The organism is Luteimonas arsenica (genome assembly GCF_004352825.1).
In the GTDB taxonomy this organism is placed as follows: domain Bacteria; phylum Pseudomonadota; class Gammaproteobacteria; order Xanthomonadales; family Xanthomonadaceae; genus Luteimonas; species Luteimonas arsenica.
This window is the reverse complement of the sequence record NZ_SJRW01000001.1, coordinates 516,976-541,130: the sequence shown is the minus strand read 5'-3', so window position 1 is coordinate 541,130 and position 24,155 is coordinate 516,976. Positions and strand designations below refer to the sequence as shown.

22 protein-coding genes are annotated in these 24,155 nt (G+C 70.2%); 9 read left to right on the top strand and 13 right to left on the bottom strand.

The features are described from left to right. Position 1 precedes the first annotated feature (1 nt). The 3 genes from E2170_RS02450 to E2170_RS02440 are packed head-to-tail and all read left to right on the top strand — an operon-like array spanning position 2 to position 3,387. Positions 2-2,476, top strand: coding sequence for an acyl-CoA dehydrogenase (locus E2170_RS02450; protein ID WP_132999057.1), 2,475 nt, complete (start codon positions 2-4; stop codon positions 2,474-2,476). A 57-nt stretch (positions 2,477-2,533) separates the two neighbouring features. Continuing rightward, positions 2,534-3,010 carry a hotdog fold domain-containing protein gene (locus E2170_RS02445; protein ID WP_132999056.1) on the top strand — a complete coding sequence of 159 codons (477 nt, stop codon included), beginning with the start codon at positions 2,534-2,536 and terminating at the stop codon, positions 3,008-3,010. Then, the gene (locus E2170_RS02440; protein WP_132999055.1) at positions 3,007-3,387 is read left to right on the top strand and encodes a hypothetical protein; all 381 of its coding nucleotides are present in this window, start codon (positions 3,007-3,009) and stop codon (positions 3,385-3,387) included. The genes E2170_RS02445 and E2170_RS02440 overlap by 4 nt, the downstream gene beginning before the upstream one ends. Positions 3,388-3,447: 60 nt before the next feature. Here the strand turns inward: E2170_RS02440 and E2170_RS02435 are convergent, their stop codons facing one another. The 3 genes from E2170_RS02435 to E2170_RS02425 form a co-directional block, all read right to left on the bottom strand. Then, positions 3,448-4,815, bottom strand: coding sequence for an NTP/NDP exchange transporter (locus E2170_RS02435; RefSeq protein WP_132999054.1), 1,368 nt, complete (start codon positions 4,813-4,815; stop codon positions 3,448-3,450). A gap of 103 nt (positions 4,816-4,918) precedes the next feature. Next, complete coding sequence (locus E2170_RS02430) at positions 4,919-6,802, bottom strand: M48 family metallopeptidase (protein ID WP_132999053.1); 1,884 nt, start codon at positions 6,800-6,802, stop codon at positions 4,919-4,921. A 7-nt stretch (positions 6,803-6,809) separates the two neighbouring features. Further along, positions 6,810-7,400: a LemA family protein gene (locus E2170_RS02425; RefSeq protein WP_425477835.1), complete on the bottom strand. Its 591-nt coding sequence runs from the start codon at positions 7,398-7,400 to the stop codon at positions 6,810-6,812. Between the two features lie 95 nt (positions 7,401-7,495). Here E2170_RS02425 and E2170_RS02420 point away from each other — a divergent pair, with 95 nt between their 5' ends. Continuing rightward, positions 7,496-8,929 carry a serine hydrolase domain-containing protein gene (locus E2170_RS02420; protein WP_132999051.1) on the top strand — a complete coding sequence of 478 codons (1,434 nt, stop codon included), beginning with the start codon at positions 7,496-7,498 and terminating at the stop codon, positions 8,927-8,929. Positions 8,930-9,034: 105 nt separating this feature from the next. Here E2170_RS02420 and E2170_RS02415 read toward each other — a convergent pair whose 3' ends face one another. From E2170_RS02415 to E2170_RS02370, 10 genes are all read right to left on the bottom strand, one after another. Further along, on the bottom strand, positions 9,035-9,556 hold the full coding sequence (locus tag E2170_RS02415) for a histone (RefSeq protein ID WP_132999050.1): 522 nt from the start codon (positions 9,554-9,556) through the stop codon (positions 9,035-9,037). Between the two features lie 801 nt (positions 9,557-10,357). Next, on the bottom strand, positions 10,358-10,750 hold the full coding sequence (gcvH, locus tag E2170_RS02410) for a glycine cleavage system protein GcvH (protein ID WP_132999049.1): 393 nt from the start codon (positions 10,748-10,750) through the stop codon (positions 10,358-10,360). A 71-nt stretch (positions 10,751-10,821) separates the two neighbouring features. After that, complete coding sequence (gene gcvT, locus E2170_RS02405; RefSeq protein ID WP_132999048.1) at positions 10,822-11,922, bottom strand: glycine cleavage system aminomethyltransferase GcvT; 1,101 nt, start codon at positions 11,920-11,922, stop codon at positions 10,822-10,824. Positions 11,923-12,059: 137 nt separating this feature from the next. Continuing rightward, complete coding sequence (locus tag E2170_RS02400) at positions 12,060-12,500, bottom strand: NfeD family protein (RefSeq protein ID WP_132999047.1); 441 nt, start codon at positions 12,498-12,500, stop codon at positions 12,060-12,062. 3 nt (positions 12,501-12,503) lie between these two features. Further along, complete coding sequence (locus E2170_RS02395) at positions 12,504-13,472, bottom strand: SPFH domain-containing protein (protein WP_132999046.1); 969 nt, start codon at positions 13,470-13,472, stop codon at positions 12,504-12,506. Between the two features lie 84 nt (positions 13,473-13,556). Then, positions 13,557-14,540, bottom strand: coding sequence for a DUF6607 family protein (locus E2170_RS02390; protein WP_132999045.1), 984 nt, complete (start codon positions 14,538-14,540; stop codon positions 13,557-13,559). After that, positions 14,537-15,160, bottom strand: coding sequence for a Hemin transport protein (locus E2170_RS02385; RefSeq protein ID WP_243708029.1), 624 nt, complete (start codon positions 15,158-15,160; stop codon positions 14,537-14,539). The genes E2170_RS02390 and E2170_RS02385 overlap by 4 nt, the downstream gene beginning before the upstream one ends. Before the next feature lie 2 nt (positions 15,161-15,162). Then, positions 15,163-17,406 carry a TonB-dependent hemoglobin/transferrin/lactoferrin family receptor gene (locus E2170_RS02380; protein WP_243708028.1) on the bottom strand — a complete coding sequence of 748 codons (2,244 nt, stop codon included), beginning with the start codon at positions 17,404-17,406 and terminating at the stop codon, positions 15,163-15,165. A gap of 78 nt (positions 17,407-17,484) precedes the next feature. After that, entirely contained in the window at positions 17,485-17,691 is a 207-nt protein-coding gene (locus E2170_RS02375; protein ID WP_132999043.1) for a hemin uptake protein HemP, read from the bottom strand. A gap of 67 nt (positions 17,692-17,758) precedes the next feature. Next, the gene (locus tag E2170_RS02370) at positions 17,759-18,727 is read right to left on the bottom strand and encodes an aldo/keto reductase (RefSeq protein WP_132999042.1); all 969 of its coding nucleotides are present in this window, start codon (positions 18,725-18,727) and stop codon (positions 17,759-17,761) included. Between the two features lie 85 nt (positions 18,728-18,812). Between E2170_RS02370 and E2170_RS02365 the strand changes: the two genes are divergently transcribed. The 5 genes from E2170_RS02365 (at position 18,813) to dusB (ending at position 24,091) form a co-directional block, all read left to right on the top strand. After that, positions 18,813-19,940 (top strand): GGDEF domain-containing protein, encoded by a 1,128-nt coding sequence (locus E2170_RS02365; RefSeq protein WP_165942132.1) that lies wholly within the window; start codon positions 18,813-18,815, stop codon positions 19,938-19,940. A gap of 82 nt (positions 19,941-20,022) precedes the next feature. Beyond that, positions 20,023-21,321, top strand: coding sequence for a NupC/NupG family nucleoside CNT transporter (locus E2170_RS02360; RefSeq protein WP_132999040.1), 1,299 nt, complete (start codon positions 20,023-20,025; stop codon positions 21,319-21,321). A gap of 10 nt (positions 21,322-21,331) precedes the next feature. Continuing rightward, positions 21,332-22,300: a ribokinase gene (locus tag E2170_RS02355; protein WP_132999039.1), complete on the top strand. Its 969-nt coding sequence runs from the start codon at positions 21,332-21,334 to the stop codon at positions 22,298-22,300. Positions 22,301-22,394: 94 nt separating this feature from the next. Further along, on the top strand, positions 22,395-23,036 hold the full coding sequence (locus tag E2170_RS02350; protein ID WP_165942131.1) for a DUF4893 domain-containing protein: 642 nt from the start codon (positions 22,395-22,397) through the stop codon (positions 23,034-23,036). Positions 23,037-23,092: 56 nt separating this feature from the next. Next, complete coding sequence (gene dusB, locus E2170_RS02345; RefSeq protein WP_132999037.1) at positions 23,093-24,091, top strand: tRNA dihydrouridine synthase DusB; 999 nt, start codon at positions 23,093-23,095, stop codon at positions 24,089-24,091. Positions 24,092-24,155: the final 64 nt, after the last annotated feature.

Sequence of the window (24,155 nt, the reverse complement as noted above, 5' to 3'; positions counted from 1 at the left end):
CATGAGTATCGTCGCCCCCTTCCTCGTCCTGTTGCTGGCCGGCGCCTTCGCTGCCTACCACCGCATGCGCCTGGCCACCTGGACGGCGATCACCGCCGCCGGCCTGGCCGCCTGCTGGCTGCTGGGCGCCAACCGCGCCGCAACCGTCGTCGCGATCGTGCTGACCGCGCTGGTCGCGGTGCCGCTGCTGCTGCCCTTCATCCGCAAGCCGCTGCTCACCGGTCCGCTGCTGAAGTTCTACCGGAAGATCCTGCCGCCGCTGTCGCAGACCGAGCGCATCGCGCTTGAAGCCGGTTCAGTCGGCTTCGAGGGCGAACTGTTCTCGGGCGCGCCGGACTGGAACCAGCTCATGTCGCAGTCCAGGCCGGTGCTGACCACCGAGGAGCAAGCCTTCCTCGACGGCCCGGTCGAGCAGCTCTGCCGCATGACCAACGACTGGGATATCACCCACGTCCGCGCCGACCTGCCGCCGGAAATGTGGCAGTTCATGAAGGACAACCGCTTCTTCGGCATGATCATTCCGAAGGAGTACGGCGGCCTCGGCTTCAGCGCGCTGGCCCACCACAAGGTGATCCAGAAGCTGGCCTCGGCCTCGAGCGTGGTCAGCTCCACGGTCGGCGTGCCCAACTCGCTCGGCCCGGGCGAGCTGCTGATGCACTACGGCACGAAGGCGCAGAAGGACTACTACCTGCCGCGCCTGGCCGACGGCCGCGAGGTGCCCTGCTTCGGCCTGACCGGGCCCTTCGCAGGCTCCGACGCGACCTCGATCCCCGACTTCGGCATCGTCTGCGAGGGCGAGTGGGACGGCGCCCGGGTGCTGGGCGTGAAGCTCACCTTCGAGAAGCGCTACATCACGCTCGCACCGGTGGCCTCGCTGATCGGCCTGGCCTTCCGCATGTACGACCCCGACGGCCTGCTTGGCGACGTCCGCGACATCGGCATCACCCTGGCCCTGGTGCCGCGCGACGTCGAGGGCATGGACATCGGCCGCCGCCACTTCCCGCTGAACTCGCCGTTCCAGAACGGCCCGATCCACGGCCACGAGGTGTTCGTGCCGCTGAGCCAGATCATCGGCGAGGAGAACGGCTTCGGCGAGGGCTGGCGCATGCTCAGCGAGTGCCTGTCGATCGGCCGCTCGATCACCCTGCCCTCCACCGCCAGCGGCGGCGCCAAGGCCGGCGCGGTCACCACCGGCGCCTACGCGCGCATCCGCAAGCAGTTCGGCCTGTCGATCGGCCGCTTCGAGGGCGTGGAGGAGGCGCTGGCGCGCATGGGAGCCAAGGCCTATGCGATCAGCGCGCTGTCGCAGGCCACCGCGGCCGCGGTCGACCGCGGCGACGTGCCGGCGGTGCCTTCGGCGATTGCCAAGTACCACTGCACCGAGATGGGCCGCGAGGTCGCCAAGGACGTCATGGACGTGATCGGCGGAAAGGGCATCATCCTCGGCCCGCGCAACTTCGCCGGCCGCGCCTGGCAGGCCTCGCCGATCGCGATCACGGTCGAGGGCGCCAACATCATGACCCGCAGCCTGCTGATCTTCGGCCAGGGCGCGATCCTCTGCCATCCCTGGGTGATGAAAGAGATGCGCGCCGCGCAGGATCCGGACGAGCGCGCCGGCCTGGAGGCCTTCGACACCGCCCTGTTTGGACACATCCGTTACGCGATCTCCAACGCGGTGCGTTCGGTGTGGTTCGCCATCACCGGCTCGCGCTTCGGCAAGGCGCCCGGCGACGACTACACCCGCCGCTACTTCCGCCGCCTCAACCGCCACTCCGCCAACCTGGCGCTGATGGCCGACGTGTCGATGCTGATGCTGGGCGGCAAGCTGAAGTTCAAGGAATCGCTGTCCGGACGCCTGGGCGACGTGCTCAGCCACCTGTACATGACCAGCGCCATGCTCAAGCGCTACCACGACGAGGGCGCGCCGGCCGCCGACCAGCCGCTGCTGGCCTGGGCCTACCACGACAGCGTGCACAAGATGGAAACCGCGCTGTCGGCCGCGCTGCGCAACTTCCCGATCCGCCCGGTGGGCTGGCTGATGTGGGCGCTGATCTTCCCGCTCGGCCGCCGCGCGGTGGCCCCCGGCGACCGCCTCGGCCACCGCGTCGCGGCGCTGCTGATGTCGCCCAACGAAGCCCGCGACCGGCTGGCACAGGGCGTGTTCACCACGCCCTGCGAGAACAATCCGGCCGGCCGCATCAACAGCTACCTGGCGGCCGCCGTGGCCGCTGAGCCGGTGGAGCGCAAGTTCCTCAAGGCGCTGAAGAACAAGGGCATCGAGGCGCTCGACTTCGCCAGCCAGCTCGACGAGGGCGTGCGCGAGGGCTGGATCACCGCGGAGGAGCGAGTCCAGCTCGAGGAGCTGCGCGCGATGACGCTCGACACGATCACCGTCGACGACTTCGACGTGCACGAGCTGCGGGCGGCGACCTACTACGACCGCGATCGCCCGGACGGGACGCGCGAGGCGGCCTGATCCGAAGCACATCCCGAGGGCGCCCGACCGGCGCCCTCGTCACGTCCGGAGCCCGCCATGGCCGCGTCCATCCTCGACATCCACCGCCGCGTCACCCGCTGGCCCTGCGGCAGCTGGCTGTTCTCGAAGCTGGTCTGCCTGAATGCGCCCTACTTCGCCAGCATCTCGCCGCGGATCGAGCGCCTGGAACCCGGCCGCTGCGAGGCGACCCTGCGCCACCGCCGCCGCGTCAGCAACCACATCGGCAGCGTGCATGCGATCGCGCTGTGCAATCTGGCCGAGCTTGCCGGCGGGCTTGCGATAGACGCCAGCCTGCCGCCGTCCATGCGCTGGATTCCGAAGGGCATGGAGGTCGAGTACCTGAAGAAGGCCATGGGCATGATGCGCGCGGTGGCGATGCCAGCGGCGGCGGTCGTGGAGGCCGCGGAAGGCTACGCGCTGCCGGTCGCGGTGACGGTCACCGACCCTGCGGGCGAAGCCGTGTTCCGCGCACGTATCTCGATGTGGGTCTCGCCGAAGCCCGTACAACCGTGAGCACGCAGGCGCTGCTCCTGCTGTGCGCCATCCACAGCCTTGGCTTCGCGCTGTTCCACCTGGCGTTCTGGACCCTGTTCAAATGGCCGCGGACGCTGGCCACCACGACGTTGCCCAACCGCGCGATCGTGCAGATCGCGAACGTGCAGCTGGTCTGGGTGTTCCTCCTGGTCGCCGTGCTGTGCCTGCTGCATCCCCAGGCGCTTGCCGGCACGCCCCTGGGCCGCGCGCTCCTGTTCGGCATGTCGGGATTCTGGATGCTGCGCCTGGCCACCCAGTTCGTGTGGTTACGCGTCAACCATCCGATGGTGCATGCGCTCAGCCTCGCCTTCGCGCTGGGCGCGGTCCTGTTCGCGCTTGCGGCGTTCGCCGGATAGAGCCGCCCGCGCGCGCCGGCGGAACCATGGTGCCGCAGCGACGAAGCGGCCTTCAGCCGCTCACGTTGGCTTGGGGGGTGCATGCGCAGGCTCCGCACGCGGGTCCTGCGGGAGCGTGCGCTCGGCGCGCACCACCCGCCATGCGCCGAACGCCATGCCCAGGGCGATGCCCAGTCCGGCCAGGAACACCATGCTCGAGCCCAGCGTGGCCAGCGCCTTGTGCACCCAGACGAAGGTGAGGTCGCCGCCGCGGTAGACCGCGGTGTCGATCACCGCCTTGGCCTTGTAGCGCTCCTCGCGGTCGACGCGCGTGTACAGGGTCTCGCGCGCGGGCTTGGCCAGGGAAAACTCGCTGGCGCGGGTCACGATCTGCACGATCGCCACCAGCATCGGCAGCGGCGAGGCCGACAGCGCGGCGAAGCCCAGCATGATCGCGAACGCCGGCAGCAGCAGCAGCGGCGCGATCCCGTAGCGCTGCAGCAGGAAGCGCGTGAGCAGCAGCTGGATGGCGATGGTCAGCCCGTTGATCGCCCAGTCGAGCATGGAGTAGAAGGCCGCCCGCTCTTCGGCGGTGGCAAAGGCGGCGCGTACGATCCGCGCCTGTTCGTTGTACAGCAGGGTGCCCACGCCGACGCCGAAGAACATCAGCAGTGCCAGCGCGCGCAGCAGCGGCCTCTGCCAGACCAGGCGCAGACCGGCCAGCATCGAGCCACCCATGGCCTGCCCGTCGATGCCCTCGCGTGCGTGCTCGCGGGCCCTCGCCCAGGGCCGCAGCTTCATGATGCAGAGCAGGCAGATGCCGAGGAAGCCGGCCGACACCAGCAGCAGGTTGGCCACGCCCACCGGCTCGACCAGGAAGCGGGTGATCGCCGGACCGACCAGGGCGCCGACCGTGCCGGCGGCACCGATGTAGCCGTAGACCTGTTTGGCATTCGCGTTGTCGAACACGTCGGCCATGAAGCTCCAGAACACGGTCACCGCGAACAGGTTGAACACCGCCACCCAGACGAAGAACGCCGCGCCGCGGCCGGGAATGGCACTGTCGAAGGCCCACCAGAAGCCGAACAGGCAGGCGATGAAGGCCAGGTACACCGCCGGCAGGAACACCCGCCTCGGGAAGCGCGACACCAGCGCGCCGTACAGCGGCTGCAGTACGACCATGGCGATGAAGGTGGCGGTGAACAGCAGCTGCAGGGTGAACTCGCCGAGCTCGATGCCGAAGCGCTCGCCCAGCGCGATCAGGCCGCGCGGGAATACCGCGGCGGCATCCGACGATGCACCCATGGCGTCGCGCACGGGGCGCAGCACGTAGTAGCCGCAGAGCAGGCTGAAGAAGTACAGCATCGCCCACCACAGCGGCGGCGAGGCGGACAATGCGGCCCGGAAGCGCCCCAGGCGCCGGTCGGCGCCCGCCTGCTCGCTGATCATCAAACCGATGCCTTCCGGTTGCCGCCCATCGCTTGCGGCACGTTATCCGATCGAAGGCGGCCGCCGCCACCTCGGCGCGGGGAACGCAGCGTGGCCCGGACGCTCAGGCGGCTTCCAGCCCCGGCGGCAGCGGGCAGTGCAGGACGCCGCAGATGGTGCGCAGCAGCTCGGACTCGGCCACCGAGATGCGGCCATCGTGGCTGGCGGCGGCGGTCACCGCCTCGACCATCAGCTGCTTGGCCAACGGCTCCAGCGCGTCGAGCGCCGGCCAGACCTCGTCGAGCGCGAGCGCGCCATTGGCCGGCGGCGCGTACGGCAGGTGGTCGCGCGGCAGCACCCGCTGCAGGCCGGCCAGGTAGGCGCGCTGCGCGGCGGCGGGATCACCCGGGTTGCCGGCCTGCGCCACCACCGCAAGCAGGGTCGCGAATTCCTGGCGCACGCTGCCCGGCTTTCGGCGGCCGAAGCGGGCGTGCCGGCGCGGATCCAGCGACTCGCGCAACTGCACTTCCAGCAGGCGCGCCAGGCAGTATTCGAACAGCGACACCTTGCCGTCGCCATGGACCACGGCGTGGACGGTGTCGAGGAAGGCTTCCAGCTCCGGCCGAGGGCGCCGGCGCAGCACCGGGAAGGCGAGCGCGGCCAGCGGCAGGCGCTGCATCGGGTGCAGTCCGGCGAGGTCGCCGCCGTGCAAGGCCAGCGCCCCGCGCGCGACCTCTTCGCCCAGGCGGGCGGTGATCTCCGGCAGCTGCCGGCCGCGGATCCCCGCGTCGTCGTCGAGCAGCAGGCCGAGCACCAGCGGCAGCACCGCCTCGCGCGATTGCGCCAGGGTCCGCAGCGAGCCCGGCATGCCGTGGACGATGGCGTCGGCGCGGACGTAGTCGTCGGCCTCCGGGTTGCCGACCTGGGCGGACACCATCGGCGGCGTCACGTCCAGATGCGCATCGCGCGCGGGCAGCGCGCCCGCGTGGCCGTCCAGGCCCATCATCCGGTCCTCCTGCAGGCCCGAGGGCGGGGTCAGCGCCCACTGCCCGCGCAGCCGCTCCAGCTGCTCGCTGCGGAAGCCGGGCTCCAGCGCCTGGATGCGCTCGAGGAGCGGCGGGTGGGTGGCGAACAGGCCGCTGAAGCCGACGCCATCGCCGAACAGCATGTGGCTGGCCTCCTCCGCATCCGCACGATCGCTCAGGCGCGAGCCGTCGGAGAGTCCCGCGATCTTCTTCAGCGCGCCGGCAAGGCCCGCGGTCTGCCGCGTGAACTGCACCGCCGAAGCATCGGCCAGGCGCTCGCGCGAACGGCTGACGCTGGCCTTGATCATGCGGCCGAAGAAGGTGCCGATGCTGCCGACCACCAGCGCCACCAGTGCGGCCATCATGATCGCGGCCGCGTTGCGGTCGCGGCCGCCGCCCAGGTAAAGCACCTTGCGCCCGATCAGGCTGATCATGAGGATCCCGAACAGCACGCCCATCAGGCGGATGTTCAGGCGCATGTCGCCATTGAGCACATGGCTGAATTCGTGGGCGATGACGCCCTGCAGCTCGTCGCGGTTGAGGCGGTCGAGGGCGCCGCGGGTCACCGCGATCGCGGCGTCGCTGGTCGAATAGCCGGCCGCGAAGGCATTGATCGCCGCTTCGTTCTCGAGCACGTAGAGGCTGGGCATCGGCACGCCCGAGGCGATCGAGATCTCCTCGACCACGTTGCGCAGGCGGCGCAGCGAGGCATCGGTGGTGTCCTGCGGTACCGGCGTGCCGCCGAACTGCAGTGCCACGGCGTCACCACCGCCGCGCAGCGACGCCAGCCGGTACAGCGAGCCCAGGCCGATCACCGCCAGCGTGGCCAGGGTCGAAAACGCCAGCAGGCCCCAGTTGGGGCCCGCGACCGCCGCCACCGCGAGGTCGATGGCCAGCACGATGCCGGCCACCGCCAGCGCGAACAGGACGACCAGGCGGGTGGTGCTGCGGCGCGCCTGCGCCTGCTGCTCGAAGAAGTTCAATCGAGCCTCAGAACTGGACCTTGGGCGCCTCGCGGACCTCGGCCTTGTCGGCCGGGATCTCCAGCAGCGCCGCGGCATCGAAGTTGAACATGCCGGCGAGGATGTTCGACGGGAACACTTCGCGCTTGTTGTTGTAGGCCATCACCGAGTCGTTGAAGGCCTGGCGCGCGAAGGCGACGCGGTTCTCGGTCGAGGTCAGCTCTTCGGTGAGCTGCATCATGTTCTGGTTGGCCTTCAGGTCCGGATAGGCCTCGGCGACCATCATCAGGCGGCCCAGGGCGCCGTTGAGCAGGCCCTGCGACTGTGCCAGCTCGGCCATCGCCGCCGGATCGCCGGGGCTGGCCTTGGCCGCGGCCAGACCGGACACCGCCGCGCCGCGGGCGGCGATCACCGCCTCCAGGGTCTCGCGCTCGTGCGTGAGGTAGCCCTTCGCGGTCTCGACCAGGTTGGGGATCAGGTCGAAGCGGCGCTGCAACTGCACGTCGATCTGGGCGAAGGCGTTCTTGAACGCGTTGCGGGCGGTGACCAGGCCGTTGTAGATGCCGACGCCCCAGCCGACCGCGACCACGATCACACCGATAAACACGAGCAGGATCAGCAAGCTGGACATCAAAGCTCCCCTTGTTCATGCAATTGCGGAAACAGGGGCATATGATCGCCCTGCAGTCGCAGCATACGCAGGGGATACGCCCGATGAAAGACGCAGCGCGCACTCCACGCCGCCTCCTGATGGGCGCCGGCCTGCTCGCATGCCTGGTACCGGCGTCCGTCGGTACCGCCGCGCAATCCGACCTCCGCTGGCAGTCGTCGCGCGATGCCACGTCGACACCCGCAACGCCCGTACCGGTGAAGGCCGGCCCGTCGCCGCTGCTCCCGGCGGGCGCCACACCGATGCCGCTGGCCGGCAGCTTCGACGTCGCCCGCTTCGAGGCGATGGCGCAGGCGGTCGTGGCCAACCAGCGCGTGCCCGGCCTGGCGATGGCCATCGTGCACAAGGGCGAGGTGCTCAGCGCCCGCGGCTACGGCATCACCGATGTCAGCGCCGCCGAGCCGGTGGACGCGCACACCGTCTTCCGCCTGGCCTCGCTGTCCAAGCCCTTCGCGGGCACGGTCACCGGCCTGCTGGTGGCCGAGGGTTCGCTGCGCTGGGACAGCAACATCGCCGACTTCATGCCGGCGCTGCGCTTCTCGCGGCCCGACGCCGCCGGCAAGCTGACCGTCGCCGACGTCCTCAGCCACCGCGTGGGCCTGGGCCGCAACACCTACGACCGCGACATCGAACGCAACGCCGACTATCGCAGCCTGGTGCTGCGGCTGGCCGACGCGCCCATGACCTGCGACGTCGGCGACTGCTACAGCTACCAGAACGTGGCCTTCAGCCTGGTTGGCGACGTGGTGTCCGCGGCCTCCGGCCAGTTCTTCAGCGAGGCGGTGAACAGCCGCATCTTCAAGCCGCTGGGCATGGACGATGCCAGCTACGGGCTCGAAGGCATCCAGGCCAGCCCGCGCTGGGCGAAGCCGCACGTGCGCGCCGGCGGCGGCTGGCGCTCGCTGACGCCCAAGCCCACCTACTACCGCGTAGCGCCGGCGGCCGGCGTGAATGCCAGCATCAGCGACATGGCGCAGTGGCTGATCGCACAGTCCGGCCGCCGTCCCGACGTGCTTCCGGCGCCGCTGCTGGCGACCCTGCAGCAGCCGCTGGTGTCGACGCCGGGCGAGATGCGCAGTTCCTCGTGGCGGCGCCAGCGCCTGGGCGATGCCGGCTATGCGCTGGGCTGGCGCGTCTACGACTACTCCGGCCACCGCGTGGTCTTCCACGCCGGTGCCGTGCAGGGCTATCGCGGCCTGATGGCGATGATGCCCGACCGCGACCTCGGCGTGGTCGTGCTGTGGAACGGCGAAAGCAGCCTGCCGACGGGCCTGCTGCCGACCATCCTCGACAGCGCCATCGGCCTGGCGCCGCAGCAGTGGCTTGATGTCGACCTCGAGGAGATCGACGACCGCCTGCTCGCCAACGCCGCCGCGGAACAGGAACAGGCTCCGGCCGCCACGCGCCACACCCCGTCCGCGCGCTCCAGCGCCGGCGGTTCCGGCGGCACCACCGCGTCCAGCGCCAGACCGCACTGACCCCACCGGCCGCGCACGCTGCGGCCCACTACTGCGCCGCAAAGAAAAACCCCTCCCCCGCCTGGGCTGCGGGAGAGGGGTCGGGCTTGCGGCGATCGGGGTTGCTTACATCAGGGGCGCGGGCGCTGCCGGGATGGAAACGACCGGCGCCTTGGCCTTTCGGGGAGCGCGCTTCTTCGCCGCCTTCTTGGCGGTCTTCTTCGCGGCCTTCTTGGCAGGACGCTTCTTGGCGGCCTTCTTCACCGTCTTCCTGGCGGCAGCCTTCTTGGCCGGCGCCTTGCGGGTCGCCTTCTTGGCGGCCTTCTTGGCGGTCTTCTTCGTGGCCTTCTTGGCGGCCTTCTTCACCGTCTTCTTGGCGGCCTTCTTGGCAGGACGCTTCTTGGCGACCTTCTTCGCAGCCTTCTTGGCGGTCTTCTTGGCAGCCTTCTTCGTCGTCTTCTTGGCAGCCTTCCTCACGGTCTTCTTGGCGGCCTTCTTAACCGTCTTCTTCACGGCCTTCTTGGCGACCTTCTTCTTGGCGACCTTCTTCGCGGCCTTGCGCGGTGCAGCCTTGCGCACGGCCTTCTTGGCGGTCTTCCTGGTCGCCTTCTTGGCGACCTTCTTCTTCGCGACTTTCTTCGTGGCCATGTTATGGCTCTCCTCGTCAGTGGGACTTGCAGGTACTTCTGCCCAGTACGAAACACACCGCGGGTATCGGACCCGCGATCAACCGACGACGCGCTGGGCGCGTCGCACCGGATTCCGTGCCCGGGCATTCCTGCCCGGTGTCGCCCAGGGAGCGCACCACGCTCCCACGTGCCGGTCCTTCGACACGAAAAAACCCGCTGCGCACTGCGCCGCGGGTTGCATGCATCCGTGGGCCTGGAGCTTTCGAGGAGAGAGCAACGCCTGAGTCCACCGTATCGACCATTCGGGCGGAGGACTGAGTTGTGTTGCGCGTTGTCGTCCTGGTTGCACTCACTCGCTTCTGTGGCCACGTCTTGTTGTGGCGAAACCTAATCACGGTTTTTTTCGGTGTCAACACCCTTCGTCGCCTGGTCTTCACCCTTTCGCCGACCGTGCCGGCTCGCTGCGCCGCAAACGGGACAGGCAAAGCCAGGGCGCGATCGCGCGAAGCACGCGAAGCGAACATGCACGCATGTTCGAAACCACTTGTTTTAAGCGCTTTTGGCTCACCACATGCGAATGCATCAACACGAGCGTGGTCATTGATGCACGCCACGATCGACAAGCACGCATCCATTCCGGAGCGCGGCCACGTCGTGAAAAAACATCTGCCGACAGCAAGGCCATGAAGCGCTTCGAAGGCCGATTTGCGCGAAAGTGCGCGAAGCTTCGCGACCGTTCCGACACCCCGGAACGAAGAACGCCGGGCAGTGCCCGGCGTCCTCGTCGACGATGCCGCGCATCGCGCGGCGGTCGTTTCCCTCACTCGTCGCCGTCGACCAGCGCGGCATAGGCATCGGGGTCGAGAAGCTCGTTGGCCTGGTCCGGCTCACTCGCCTCGATCACGAACAACCAGCCTTCACCGAAGGCGTCTTCGTTGATCGTCTCCGGCTTGTCGGCAAGCGCCGAATTGACCGCGGTGACCGTGCCCGACATCGGCGCGTAAACGTCGGAGGCGGCCTTGACCGACTCGACCACGGCGCAGGCGGTGCCGGCCTCGACGCTGTCGCCCACGCCGGGCAGGTCGACGTAGACCAGATCGCCGAGCAGGCCCTGTGCATGGTCGGAAATGCCGACGGTGACCTTGCCGTCACCTTCGACGCGGGCCCACTCGTGGGACTTCATGAATTTCAGATCGCCAGGGATGTCGCTCATGTCTGCTGCTCCGGGGACGGCGTGGCTGGAAGGGGTGGGTGGCTAGTGTAGCGAAGGGCCGGGAGGGGAAATCAAATGCCCTCGCGCGGCTGGCCGTCGCGCACGAAGGGGTAGGCGACCACGCGCACCGGGACTTCGCGGCCGCGGATGTCGACGCGCACGTCGCCGGGCTCGCCGGCCGGAAGCCGGGCCAGAGCGATGGACTTGCCGAGGGTCGGCGCGAAGGTGCCCGAGAGGATCTCGCCCTCGCCGCAGGCAGCCAGCACCTTCTGGCCGTGGCGCAGCACGCCCTTGTCGTCCATCACCACGCCGATGATCTGGCGGGCGTCGCCACGGGCCTGCTGCGCCTCGAGCGCGGCGCGGCCGTTGAAGTCGCGGCCCTCGTCCAGAGACACGGTCCAGCCCAACCCGGCTTCCCAGGGCGTGACCGATTCGTCCATGTCCTGGCCGTAGAGCGCCATGCCGGCCTCCAGGCGCAGCGTGTCGCGCGCACCAAGGCCGGCCGGCGCGACGCCGGCGGCAAGCAGCGCGTCCCAGAACGCCACCGCGTCGGCCTCGGGCAGGACGATCTCGAAGCCGTCCTCGCCGGTGTAGCCGGTGCGGGCGATGAACAGCGGCGTGCCGGTGGTCGAACGCGCGTCGCGGGCGGCGAACTTGCCGAGCTTCGCAACCGCGGCGCGGTCGTCGGCGTGCACCAGGCCCTGCACCTTCTCACGCGCCTGCGGGCCCTGGACGGCGATCATGGCCAGGTCGTCGCGCTCGCGGACCTCGACGCCGACGCCTTCGGCCTGGGCGCTGATCCACGCCAGGTCCTTGTCCCGGGTCGATGCGTTGACCACCAGGCGGTAGAAGTCGTCGCCCAGGTAGTAGACGATCAGGTCGTCGATCACGCCGCCATTGGCGTCGAGCATGCAGGTGTACAGGGCCTTGCCCTGGACCTTGAGCTTGTCGATGGAGTTGGCGACGAGCCTGCGCAGGAAGTCGCGCACGCCGGCGCCGTGCAGGTCGACCACGGTCATGTGCGAGACGTCGAACATGCCAGCGTCGCGGCGCACCGCGTGGTGTTCCTCGATCTGCGAGCCGTAGTTGATCGGCATGTCCCAGCCGCCGAAATCGACCATCTTGGCGCCGAGCGCGCGGTGGGATTCGTTGAGGACGGTCTTGCGGGTCATGGGCGCCAGGCTCCTTGCGGGAAAAGCCCATTATCCCCGACCGGCGCACCCCGGCCACCACCCTTCCCCCGCAAGGCGGGGAAGGTGCCCCCAAGGGGCGGATGGGGGCAATCCCGCGGGATCCCCCGGATCCCTCCCTACTCGACCGCCTGCACCTCAAGCACCATCCCGTCGGCGGCGACCACCCGCACCCGCGTCCCGGCCTCGAGCTCGGGACCGCTCACCACCCAGTAGGCATCGCCGATCTTCACCCGGCCCTGGCCACCGGAGATCGCACGATCGAGTTCGACCACGCGGCCGACATGCTGCTCCGCGCGGCGGTTGAGCGTCGGGCGATCGCTGGGCCTTTCGCGGCGACGGCCCCACTTCAGGTAGGCCAGCACCGCGACCACGCTCAGCACGACGAACAGCACCACCTGGGCCAGCAGCGACAGCCCTGGCACCAGCATCACGACCAGCCACACCACCGCCGCGGCGATGCCCATCCACAGCAGGAAGGCGCCCGGGATGAAGGTCTCCGCCGCGATCAGCACCAGGGCGATGGCGGCCCAGGCGATGCTTGCGCTGTTCCAGGCCATGGCTCAGCCCCCCGCCCTGCCGGTGCCGCCGTCGCGCTGTACGTTGCGGGCCTGCTGCTGGTTGCCCAGGGCCTCCTTCGCCAGCTCGGCGATGCCGGCGATCGAGCCGATCACGCCGCTGGCCTCCATCGGCATCAGCACGAACTTCTGGTTGGGGCCGGTCGCCAGCTCCTTGAAGGCCTCGACGTACTTCTGGGCGATGAAATAGTTGATCGCCTGCACGTCGCCGGCGGCGATCGCATCGGACACCATGCGCGTGGCGTTGGCTTCAGCCTCGGCCAGGCGCTCGCGGGCCTCGGCCTCGCGGTAGGCGGCTTCCTTCTCGCCCTCGGCCTCGAGGATCGCGGCCTGCTTGTCGCCCTCCGCGCGCAGGATCTCCGACTGCCGGTGGCCCTCGGCCTCCAGGATCACCGCGCGGCGGTCGCGCTCGGCCTTCATCTGCCGGGCCATCGAATCCACCAGGTCGCGCGGCGGCTGGATGTCGCGGATCTCGATGCGGGTGACCTTGATGCCCCAGGGATGCGTGGCCTGGTCGACCACGTTCAGCAGCTGGGCGTTGATCGACTCGCGGTTGCTGAGCGACTCGTCCAGGTCCATCGAACCGATGACGGTACGGATGTTGGTCTGCACCAGGGCGATCGTCGCGACCTCGAGGTTGGCGACCTCGTAGGCGGCCTTGGCGGCGTCGAGCACCTGGAAGAACACCACGCCGTCGACCTTGACCACGGCGTTGTCCTTGGTGATCACGTCCTGCGAGGGCACGTCGAGCACCTGCTCCATGACGTTGACCTTGCGGCCCACGGCCTGGACCACCGGGATCAGCAGGTGCAGCCCCGGCGACATCGTGTGGGTGTACTTGCCGAAGCGTTCGACGGTCCACTCGTAGCCCTGCGGCACGATGCGGACCATCTTGAAGAAGAAAACGATGAATGCGACCGCGAGCACCGCGGCGATGAAGGTGCCTCCGCCCATCCCATACCCCTCCCTGCAAGTGGTTTGGAGTATAGACGCGGGCCGGGCGGCGACTGTGACCGCCCGGGTCCGGTTTTCCGGCGCTCAGCGCGCGGTCGCGACCGTCTCCGCGGGCACGGCTTCGACCCACTCCGCGAACGCGGCGTCGATCTCGGCGTCGGCCACCGCCTTGCCCTCCTCGACCTCTGCGGCCTGGGTGAACAGGGGAATGATCAGGGCCATGCCGTCGACCTTCGTCTTCAGGTGCAGGCCGTTGCCCTCGGCGAGGAAACCGTCCCAGCGCGCACGCACGCGCTCCCAGTAGCCGGCGGTGGCCTTCCAGTAGTCGTGGGCCGGGGTGAAGTCGACGTCGGTGTCCTTGCGGTAGTCGTTGAAGCCGTACTCGCGGGCGATGGTGCGCTCGGTCGAACCATCGGCGGCACGCACGGCCTTGGTGTTGTCCTGCTCATGGGTCCAGCCGCCGGGCACGATGGTGTGGCGGTTCTCAACGTTCATCGCGTTGTAGTCCTCGCGCCTGGTGTATTCGCGGCGCGGCAGCGGGCGCCAGGTGCGGTCGGAGGTCCAGGTGGCGACGCCGTACTTGTGGTTCCACTTGCCGGTGCCGCAGTAGCGCGGCGCATCGCTGACCTCGTAGACGCACTGGGTCCAGGCGCCGCGGGTCTTGTCCGCGTCGATCGGGCGCACGCGCCAGGTCTGGTCGGCGCTGAACTCGAAGCGCTTGTCGGCCTCGTAGATCCAGTCCTGGCGCCAGTGCTTGGTGACATGCCCGCTCTTGGGATCGACCAGGATGTGCTGGAGCACGATGCGCTGAGGGGTGCCGTCGGCGCGCGCGCTGTCCTCGACCAGGATCACGACTTCGCTGCCACCGCTGCGCATGGCCGGGGCACGCTCGTAGCCGGGCGCGAGCAGCACGGTCTCGTCGAAGGCGAAGTCGACGTCGTATTCGCCGAGCATGCCGAGGATGGCTTCGCGGTCGGCGGCGGGATCGGCCGCGGGCCGTGCCTCCTGGGCGGAGGCGACGCCGGCCAGGCCGGCCAGAAGGAGAAGGAGGGTGGCTTGCGGTTTCATGCTTGCGCTCCGGTGTTGAACCTGAAAAGTGGAATGACATTGCTTCCCGCGGCCGCGGGCAGTTCGTGGACGGCCGCCATGCCGGCGCGGGCGGCGCGTTCGCAGCAGCAGTCGTCGACGGCGGCGATGCCGTCGGCATCGACCGCTTCCTCGCGGGCGATGCGACGCGCGGTGGCCGCGCCCAGCGGCGACAGCGAGGCCAGGCTCGCCGCCAGTGCCCCACCCTGCCCGGCCTGGCCGCTCGGGGCGTCACCGGCCAGGGCATGCAAGCGCAGGATGCTGCCCTGCCAGCGTTCGCCCTGGAGACGCCCGGCGAGGCCGCGCCAGAGGCGTTCGCCGATGCCGCCGGGCCGCGGCGCGGACGTCGCGGCCGGCAGCCTCGCGGCCATTTCCTCCCAGGCCAGGAAGTCGCTGTCGGGCAGCAGGCAGACCCGCCAGCAGCAGCGGCCCTCGCGGTCGAAGAACAGGATCTGCTCGCGCAGGCCGTCGCTGTCCAGCCCGCTGCAGGCACAGGCATGCACGGCCTGCGACCAGCCCGCAAGCTCGCCGCCCTGCTGCGCGCGGTACAGGCACAGCACGGCGCCCAGCGCGGACAGCTCGGAGGGCAGCGGCAGGGCCACGACTACCACTCCACCGAGAAGTTGACGGCGAAGTTGCGGCCCGCCGCGCTGTAGCGGTCGATCGTCGCGCTGCCTCCGGACACCAGCGGCAGCGCGCCGGCATTCCAGTACTTGCGGTCGGCGAGATTGAACACGCCCACGTCGAAGCGCGCGCCCGGCGCGAAGTTCCAGTGCGCGTACAGGTCCAGCACGGCGTAGCCCGGGCTTTCGAAGTAGGTGCTGCCCTCCGGCGCCTCGGGCAGGCGGTCGCGCCTGCCGGCGAAACGGCCGGCGAGCTCGGCGCCCCAGCGTTCGCCACGCCAGGCCAGGCCGAGGCTGGCGGTCAGCGGATCGACGCTCTCCAGCGGCTGCCCGCTGGTCTCGTCCTCGCCGCGCGACCAGGCCGCCGCCGCGCGCAGCGACCAGCCGTCCCAGGCCGGCGACAGCTGGCCGAAGTCCACCCCGGCCTTGAACTCGACGCCGTGGATCTCCGCCTCGGACACGTTGCGCGACTGGAACACCATCAGCCCCGCGTCGTTGAAGCCGACGAAGGCCATCGACTCGATGAAGTCATCGTACCGGTTGTAGTAGCCCGACAGGCTGGCGTAGACGGCGTCGCCGTTGTAGCGCAGGCCGGCCTCGAGGCCGTCGCTGGTCTCCGGCCTGAGGTCGGGGTTGGCGATCGCGGTGTAACCGAACATCACGTTGGTGAAGCCGATGTTGACGTCGCTGTAGGGCGGTGCGCGGAAGCCGCGGGAATAGCCGCCGAACAGGGACCAGGGACCGCTGAAGTGCCAGACCGCGCCGAGCTTCGGCGAAACCTGGGTCTCGGTGAGGTCGCTGGCCACGAAGCCGGGGTTGTCGTCCGCGAAGATCGCGTCGATCTCCGGTTCGAGTTCGTAGTGGTCCACGCGGACCGCGGGGATCAGCCGGAACGCGCCGTCGGCGAAGCTGATCTCGTCCTGCAGGTACAGCGCCGCCGTGGTGGTTCGGCTGTTGGGGAAGTCGCGCACCGGAAAGACGTCGGGCAGCATCACCGGCGTCTCGACGCCGGTCAGCGGGAAGATCCGCAGGCCGTCGCGCTTCTGCCGGGTGCGGGTGCGCGACAAGTCCAGGCCGTAGGCCAGGTCATGGCGCACGCTGCCGGTCTCGATGCCCTTGCGCAGGTTCAGCTGCAGGCCGTACACGCGCTGGTCGAAGTTGAACTCGCGCTCGCGGATGTCCGCAAGCGTCGGCGGGGCCAGGGTGCGCTCCTCGACCGTGTGCTGCGTGGTCTCGCTGTCCTGGCGGTAGACCTGCCAGTCGAGGCTGTCGGCGAAGCCGGCACCCACGGCATCCATCTCGTGGCCGAAGGACAGCCGCGCGCGGGTCTGGTGGTCGCGCGCGGCCACGCGGTCGTTGGTCGCGCCGGTCAGGGCCTGGAAGCCGCGCGAGGTCAGCATTTCGGTATCGGCGCTGTCCTCGTTGCCCTCGACCGTCAGCCGGAAGCGCTGGTCGGCGTCGGGTGCGAACACCAGCTTGGCCAGCAGGCTGCGGCCATCACGGTCCTGGGGGTTGGGCAGGGTGCGCAGGCTGCCTTCGCCGCCGACCTCGCCCTGGTTCTCCGGCTCCGTGCCCTGACGGTGGCCAACGGCCACCAGGCCCGACCAGCGGTCGCCGCCGAAAGCCGCGGTGGCACCGCCGGACAGGCCTTCCCAGTCGCTTTCGTAGCCCATGCGGATGCCGAAGTAAGCATCCTTGCCTTCCGCGAGGTAGTCCGACGGGTCCTTGGTGATGAACGACACCACGCCGCCCAGCGCGTCCGAGCCGTACAGCGAACTGCCCGGCCCGCGCACCACTTCAGCGCGTTTGAGCGTGTCGAGGTCGACGAAGTTGCGGTTGGCGTCCGAGAAACTGCCGATGAGAAAGGCGTCCGACACCGCGATGCCGTCGGTCTGGATGCGCACGCGGTTGCCGCCCAGGCCACGGATGCGGATGTCACCGATGCCGTAGCGGCCGAAGCCGGTGCCGACGGTGATGCCCGGCTCGTAGCGGAACAGGTCGGCCAGGTCGCGCACCATCAGCTCGTCCATGCGCTCGCGGTCGACGACGTCGACGGTGTTGGGCACGTCGGTGACCACGCGCTCGGTGCGGGTGGCGGTGACCACGACATGGTCGAAGTCGACGGCGGCGCCGGCGGAGCTGGAAGCGGGTGCAGGCGAGGACTGGGCGTGCGCGAGCACGGGCAGCAGCAGGCCGATGGCCAGGAACAGCGGGGTGGGTCGCATGATGGACTCGCGTAGTGGCGCGGGCGAGCTGGCATCCGGGAACGACCGGGGCTTGCAGCCTGGCTTGGAGAGGGGGTTCTACTTGGTGAGGATCAGCTTGTCGTTGCGGGTGTGGCGGAGGCGGTAGACCTCGCTGCCATGGCGGATGAGCACTTCCCGCTGGCCGTGGAGCAGGCGGCTGGAGTCCACCTCCTCGCAGCGCTGCAGCGAGGCCGGCTGGCCACTGGCCTGGGACAGGTCGACGACGGTGTCGAAGCTGGACGGGGGGGACTGGGAGGCAAGCATCGCGGACTCCTCATCGATAAGGATTGTCGATGCTAATGATTCTCATTTGCCTGTCAAGGAAAGCTTCTCAACCCGCCGTAGCGGCTTCCGCGCGGCGCCAGACGCCCTCGTCCAGCCGCCCGGCCAGTTCCAGCGCCTGCAGGTTGTCCAGCAGCTGCGCGACCCTGCTCGCCCCGAGGATCACGCTGGAAACGTGCGGGTTGCGCAGGCACCAGGCGATGGCGAGCGCAGCAGGGGCGACATCGAGGTCGCGCGCCAGGGCGGTGAAGCGCCGCGCCCGTGGCAGCCTGTTCTCGCCGTCGGCGCCGACCAGCCGCTCCTGCAGCCAGTCCTCGCGCTCCGCGCGCGAGCCGGCAGGGATGCCCTCGTCGTACTTCCCGGTCAGCAGGCCCGAGGCCAGCGGCGACCAGACCGTGGCCCCCAGTCCCAGCTCCGCGTACAGCGGCGCGTACTCCAGCTCCACGCGCCGGCGGTGCAGCAGGTTGTACTGCGGCTGCTCCATCGTCGGCGCCTGCAGGTGGTTGGCGCGCGCCACCGCGTGCGCCTCGCGCACCAGCGCCGCCGGCCACTCCGAGGTGCCCCAGTACATCACCTTGCCCTGGCGGACCAGGGCGTCCATCGCCGCCACGGTTTCCAGCACCGGCGTTTCGGGGTCCGGGCGGTGGCAGAAGAACAGGTCGAGGTAGTCCACGCGCAACCGCCCGAGCGCAGCGTGGCAGGCGTCGTGCACGTGCTTGCGCGACAGGCCCCGCTGCATCGGCCGCGGCTCGGGGGCGGATCCGAACATGACCTTGCTCGACACCGCGTAGCCGTCGCGCGGAAGGCGCAGGTCGGTGATCACGTCGCCCATCATCCGCTCGGCCGCGCCGTGGGCGTAGTTCTCGGCGTTGTCGAAGAAGTTGATGCCGTGGTCCCAGGCGGCGGCGACCAGGTCGCGCGCCTCGCCACGGGGGATGCCGCCGCCGAAGTTGATCCACGCGCCCAGCGACAGCGCCGACAGCGCCAGGCCAGAGCCCCCGAGCCTGCGGTATTCCATGTCTTTCCTTCCCTCGCCTGCGTTGGTCCGCAGTTTACGCGCGCCGCCGCGCTATCCTCCGCGGTGGGCAAGGGGAACACGCACGATGCGCGCCAGCGAAGGCGGAATCCGGGACACGCTGCAGCGCCTGCTGGCGCCGCCCGACGAAGTCATGCGCGAACTGGGCGGCCGCGGCGAGCGCCTGGTCGCGCGCGCGCGCCTGCTGCTGTGCGTGCTCGCGCTGCCGCTGCCCCTGCTCGCCGCCGCCTCGGGCTGGGGGATGGGCTGGATCTTCGCCAGCCTGGCGGCAATCGTGCTGGCGAACTCGATGGCCCTGCTCTGGCTGGTGCTGGCGCGCAGCTGGCGCCCCTGGCTGCCGTACGCGACTTCGGCCTGGGACATCGCCCTGGTGACGGCGGTGCTGACCGCGTTCGCCCTCCGCGATCCCGGAGCCGTGCCGGGCGCGATGGCCACCTGGTCCTTCTATCTGGTGGTGGTGTGGACGACCGCACTGCGCGGCGACGGCCGCCTGCCGCTGTTCGCCGGCGCACTGGCCACCGCCCTGTACGCGGCTTTGGCGATGCTGCAGGCACATCGCAGCGTGCCGGACGCGCTGCTCGCAGCCGGCACGGACGGCACAGGAACGGGTTCCGAGGCCCTGCGCCTGTTGCTGCTGGCGGTCGCCGCCGTCCTCGCCGCGATCGTGGTCCGCCGCATGCAGACCCTGGTGGAAGTCTCGGGGCACGATGGCCTGACCGGCCTGCCCAACCGCTCCTGGCTGCTGCAGCGCATGCCGCACGTGTTCGCCAGCGCGCGCAATTCGGGCGCTTCGCTGACCCTGGTGCTCCTCGACATTGATCGCTTCAAGCGGGTCAACGACGAAGCCGGCCCCCAGGTCGGCGACCGCGCCCTGCGCCACGTGGCCTCGACGATGAGCGGGATCCTGGTCGAAAACGAATCCCTGGCCCGGATCGGGGGCCAGGAGTTCGTGATGGTGCTGCACTGCCCAGCCGGCAGCGCCTGGGAGCGGCTGGACCGCCTGCGCCGCACCCTGGTGGAACACCCCTTCCTGCCCGAACGCGGCCAGGACGCCTTCGCCTTCACCTTCAGCGCCGGGCTGGCCGCCTGGCCGCAGGACGGCAGCAACACCTCGGGCCTGCTGGGCTGCGCCGACCGGCGGCTCAAGTGCGCCAAGGCGGCCGGCGGCAACCGGATCGTCGCCCGCGATCCCTGAGCGCGGTTGCCCACCCCGGCAGCCTGCACTACGCTGCCCCGTCGCCGCCGACCTGCGGCAGTCCCTGGGGAACGGGTTCAGGATGGAAGCATTGACGCGGATCGGTTTCGGCCTCTTCGGCCTGGCCGTGCTCATCGGGATCACCTGGCTGTTCTCCAGCAACAAGGGACGGGTCGACTGGAAGCTGGTCGTCACCGGCATCACCCTGCAGATCGCATTCGCGGCCCTGGTGCTGCTGGTGCCGGGCGGGCGCGAGGTCTTCGACTGGCTGGGCCACCTGTTCGTTCGCGTACTGGCCTTCGTCAACGCCGGCTCCGAATTCATCTTCGGAAGCCTGATGAACGTCGAAACTTACGGCTTCATCTTCGCCTTCCAGGTGCTGCCGACGATCATCTTCTTCGCCTCGCTGATGGCGGTGCTCTACCACCTGGGCGTGATGCAGTTCGTGGTGCGGATCATGGCGCTGGCGATCACGAAGGTGATGCGCGTGTCCGGCGCCGAGACCACCAGCGTCTGCGCCAGCGTGTTCATCGGCCAGACCGAGGCGCCGCTGACGGTGCGCCCCTACATCTCACGCATGACCGAATCCGAACTGATCACGATGATGATCGGCGGCATGGCGCACATCGCCGGCGGCGTGCTCGCGGCCTACGTCGGCATGCTCGGCGCAGGCGACCCCGAGCAGCAGGCCTTCTACGCCAAGCACCTGCTCGCGGCCTCGATCATGGCCGCGCCGGCGACGCTGGTGATCGCCAAGATCCTGATCCCCGAGACCGGCGAGCCGCTGACCCGCGGCACGGTGAAGATGGAGGTCGAGAAGACCACCAGCAACGTGATCGACGCCGCCGCGGCCGGTGCCGGCGACGGCCTCAAGCTGGCGCTGAACATCGGCGCGATGCTGCTGGCCTTCATCGCCCTGATCGCGATGATCAACGCGCCGCTGACGTGGCTGGGCGAGGTCACCGGCCTGGCCGCCGCGATCGGCAAACCCACCGACCTGTCGACCCTCTTCGGCTACGTGCTGGCGCCGGTGGCCTGGCTGATCGGCGTGCCCTGGGCGGACGCCGGCACGGTCGGCTCGCTGATCGGTCAGAAGGTCGTGATCAACGAGTTCGTCGCCTACCTGCAGCTGGCCGACATCGTCAACGGCCGCGTCGAGGGCGTGAGCCTGGGCGACGAGGGCCGCCTGATCGCGACCTACGCGCTGTGCGGCTTCGCCAACTTCAGCTCGATCGCGATCCAGATCGGCGGCATCGGCGGGCTGGCGCCCGACCGCCGCCAGGACCTGGCGCGCTTCGGCCTGCGCGCGGTGCTCGGCGGCACGATCGCGACCCTGATGACCGCCACCATCGCCGGCGTGCTGACCCACATCGGCGCCTGAGGAGGCGGTGATGCCCCGCGTCGTCGTCGCCGGCTCGTTCAACGTCGACCACGTCTGGCACTGCACGGCGCTGCCGCGCCCGGGCGAGACCCTGGCCGGCGAATACGCCACCGGGCCCGGCGGCAAGGGCTTCAACCAGGCCGTGGCCGCGGCCTCGGCGGGCGCCGCCACCACCTTCATCTGCGCCCTGGGCGACGACGACGGCGGACGGCTGGCACGGAGGCTGGCGACCGCGCACGGCATCGACCTGCGCGCCCAGGACAGCGAAGCCGCCACCGGCACCGCCGGCATCTATGTCGACGACGGTGGCGGCAACAGCATCGTCATCGGCCCCGGGGCGAACGCGGCGCTGTCGCCGGACTTCGTGGCCGCGCAGGGTGAGGCGATCGCCGCGGCCAGGGTGGTGCTGGCGCAGCTGGAATCCCCGGTGGACGCCATCGTCGAGGCGCTGCGCCGGGCCCGTGCCCACGGCGCGCGCACCGTGCTCAACCCGGCGCCGGCCAACGCCCCCTGCACCCGCGAACTGCTGGCAGTGGCAGACGTGCTGACGCCCAACGAGACCGAGTTCGCCGGCCTGCTTGCGCGCCACTGCGGCGGCGGCACCGAACCCGGCTCGCTCGCGCGCATGGACGAGGAGCACCTGCACCGCCTCTGCCGCACCCTGCTGCCTCGCGGCACCGTGGTCCTGACCCTGGGTGCCGCGGGCTGCTTCGTCTCGCACCGCGAGGACAGCCTGCACGGCGACGAAAGCCCGCACTACCGCTGTCCGGCGGCCGAAGCGAAGGTGGTCGACACCACCGGCGCCGGCGACGCGTTCAACGGCGCGCTGGCGGCTTCGCTGGCAATGGCGCCGGCACACCCCTTCGCCAGCCACGTGCGTTTCGCCACGCGCTATGCGGCGATGTCGACCGAGCGTCCGGGTGCGGCGGATTCGATGCCGGGCGCCGGGGAGTTCGCTGCACGCTACCCGGCGGACTGAGCACCAGCGGAACGCCCGCGGGGGCCAGGATTCACCGCAGGCTCATCGCCATCGCGGCAGCGTGGCCGCGGATCCTCCGACGGAGACCCTCCCGGTGAAGACCACCCTGATCGCCGCCGCGGTGATGCTGCTGGCGGCCTGTGCCAACGACACCGCGCCCACGCCCGATGCCGCGCCGGTGGAGCCACCCGCGCCTGCCGCAGAGCCCGCACCGATGGGCTGGCGCGCGGTGGTCCTACCCGCGCACGAACTCATGGTCGACGAGGCACTCGTCCTCGCCACCGCCGCGGCCAAGGGCGATGACGAAGCCTCGCTCGATGCACGCGCCCTGCTCGAGCGCGCGCGCGAACCCCTGCAGCTCGGCGAGATCGGCGGCGACTGGCGCGTGCGCTCGATCCAGGTCGACCGCCAGCAGGGCTACGCCTACCCCTGGTTCGACGCCCACATCGCCCATGACGGCACCGGCAACGGCAGCCACCGCTTCGCCAAGACCAGCGGCTCGCAGCGCCGCAGCGGGCGCCTGTACCCGATGGACGGCCCCGGACTGGTGTTCCTCGGCGCGCGCACGGTCAACGACGAGTCGCCGCGCACCTACACCCGGATCGCGACGCCCGCGGCCGAGGCGCCCGGCGAGCACGACAGCGCCGGCCTGCTGCTGCGGATCGGCGCGAACGAGCTGTTGATGGTGCTCGACGCCGACGGCGAGCGCTTCGAGCTCTATCACCTCAGGCGCTGAGCCCCCCATCCGCCCGCGGCCGGCATCGCGGCCGCGGGATCGGCGACAATGGCGCCATGCGCATCGGCCCCCACGCCATCGCCCCGAACGTGGTCCTCGCGCCCATGGCCGGGGTCACCGACAAGCCGTTCCGGCTGCTGTGCAAGCGCCTGGGCGCCGGGCTGGCGATGTCGGAGATGACGATCTCCGACCGCCGCTTCTGGGGCACGGAGAAGTCGCTGCGGCGGATGGACCACGCCGGCGAACCCGACCCGGTCGGCGTGCAGATCGCCGGCACCGAGCCGGCGCAGCTGGCCGAGGCCGCGCGCCACAACGTCGACCAGGGCGCGCGCATCATCGATATCAACATGGGCTGCCCGGCGAAGAAGGTCTGCAACGCCTGGGCCGGCTCGGCGCTGATGCGCGACGAGGCGCTGGTGGCGCGGATCCTGTCCGCGGTGGTCGAGGCGGTGGACGTGCCGGTGACCCTGAAGATCCGCACCGGCTGGGCCGCCGGTCAGCGCAACGCGGTGGCGATCGCGCGCATCGCCGAGGACAGCGGCATCCAGGCGCTGGCCGTGCACGGCCGCACGCGCGACCAGCACTACACCGGGGTCGCCGAGTACGACACCATCGCCGAGGTGAAGTCGCGGCTGCGCATCCCGGTGCTCGCCAACGGCGACATCGACTCGCCCGACAAGGCCGCCGCCGTGCTGCGCCACACCGGCGCCGACGCGGTGATGATCGGCCGCGCGGCGCAGGGGCGGCCGTGGATCTTCCGCGAGATCGCGCACTTCCTGGCCACCGGCGAGCGCCTGCCGCCGCCGTCGTTGATCGAGGTGCGCGACATCCTGCTCGGCCACCTCGAGGCGCTGCACGCCTTCTACGGCGAGCCTTCCGGCGTGCGCATCGCGCGCAAGCACCTGGGCTGGTACGCGAAGGACCGCCCGGAGAACGCGGCCTTCCGCGCCGTGGTCAACCGTGCGGAGACCGCGCGCGAGCAGCTGGAACTGACCCGCGACTACTTCGACGCGCTGGCCGCTGACACCGCTCCACGGCTGCCGTCGGCGGCCTGAGCACGACCCGCAACGCAGGAACCCCCGGCCGGGGCCCGGGGTCCGCTACGGCGAGCGTCGCGCG

Bases quoted from the DNA above. Each gene is read 5' to 3' on its own strand.
- E2170_RS02415 (WP_132999050.1), bottom strand. From the start codon at position 9,556: ATGGCCACGAAGAAAGTCGCGAAGAAGAAGGTCGCCAAGAAGGCGACC.
- E2170_RS02390 (WP_132999045.1), bottom strand. From the start codon at position 14,540: ATGAAACCGCAAGCCACCCTCCTTCTCCTTCTGGCCGGCCTGGCCGGC.
- E2170_RS02375 (WP_132999043.1), bottom strand. From the start codon at position 17,691: ATGCTTGCCTCCCAGTCCCCCCCGTCCAGCTTCGACACCGTCGTCGAC.
- E2170_RS02355 (WP_132999039.1), top strand. From the start codon at position 21,332: ATGCCCCGCGTCGTCGTCGCCGGCTCGTTCAACGTCGACCACGTCTGG.
- E2170_RS02445 (WP_132999056.1), top strand. From the start codon at position 2,534: ATGGCCGCGTCCATCCTCGACATCCACCGCCGCGTCACCCGCTGGCCC.
- E2170_RS02370 (WP_132999042.1), bottom strand. From the start codon at position 18,727: ATGGAATACCGCAGGCTCGGGGGCTCTGGCCTGGCGCTGTCGGCGCTG.
- E2170_RS02400 (WP_132999047.1), bottom strand. From the start codon at position 12,500: ATGGCCTGGAACAGCGCAAGCATCGCCTGGGCCGCCATCGCCCTGGTG.
- gcvT (WP_132999048.1), bottom strand. From the start codon at position 11,922: ATGACCCGCAAGACCGTCCTCAACGAATCCCACCGCGCGCTCGGCGCC.
- dusB (WP_132999037.1), top strand. From the start codon at position 23,093: ATGCGCATCGGCCCCCACGCCATCGCCCCGAACGTGGTCCTCGCGCCC.
- gcvH (WP_132999049.1), bottom strand. From the start codon at position 10,750: ATGAGCGACATCCCTGGCGATCTGAAATTCATGAAGTCCCACGAGTGG.
- E2170_RS02435 (WP_132999054.1), bottom strand. From the start codon at position 4,815: ATGATCAGCGAGCAGGCGGGCGCCGACCGGCGCCTGGGGCGCTTCCGG.
- E2170_RS02365 (WP_165942132.1), top strand. From the start codon at position 18,813: ATGCGCGCCAGCGAAGGCGGAATCCGGGACACGCTGCAGCGCCTGCTG.
- E2170_RS02360 (WP_132999040.1), top strand. From the start codon at position 20,023: ATGGAAGCATTGACGCGGATCGGTTTCGGCCTCTTCGGCCTGGCCGTG.
- E2170_RS02395 (WP_132999046.1), bottom strand. From the start codon at position 13,472: ATGGGCGGAGGCACCTTCATCGCCGCGGTGCTCGCGGTCGCATTCATC.
- E2170_RS02450 (WP_132999057.1), top strand. From the start codon at position 2: ATGAGTATCGTCGCCCCCTTCCTCGTCCTGTTGCTGGCCGGCGCCTTC.
- E2170_RS02420 (WP_132999051.1), top strand. From the start codon at position 7,496: ATGAAAGACGCAGCGCGCACTCCACGCCGCCTCCTGATGGGCGCCGGC.
- E2170_RS02380 (WP_243708028.1), bottom strand. From the start codon at position 17,406: ATGCGACCCACCCCGCTGTTCCTGGCCATCGGCCTGCTGCTGCCCGTG.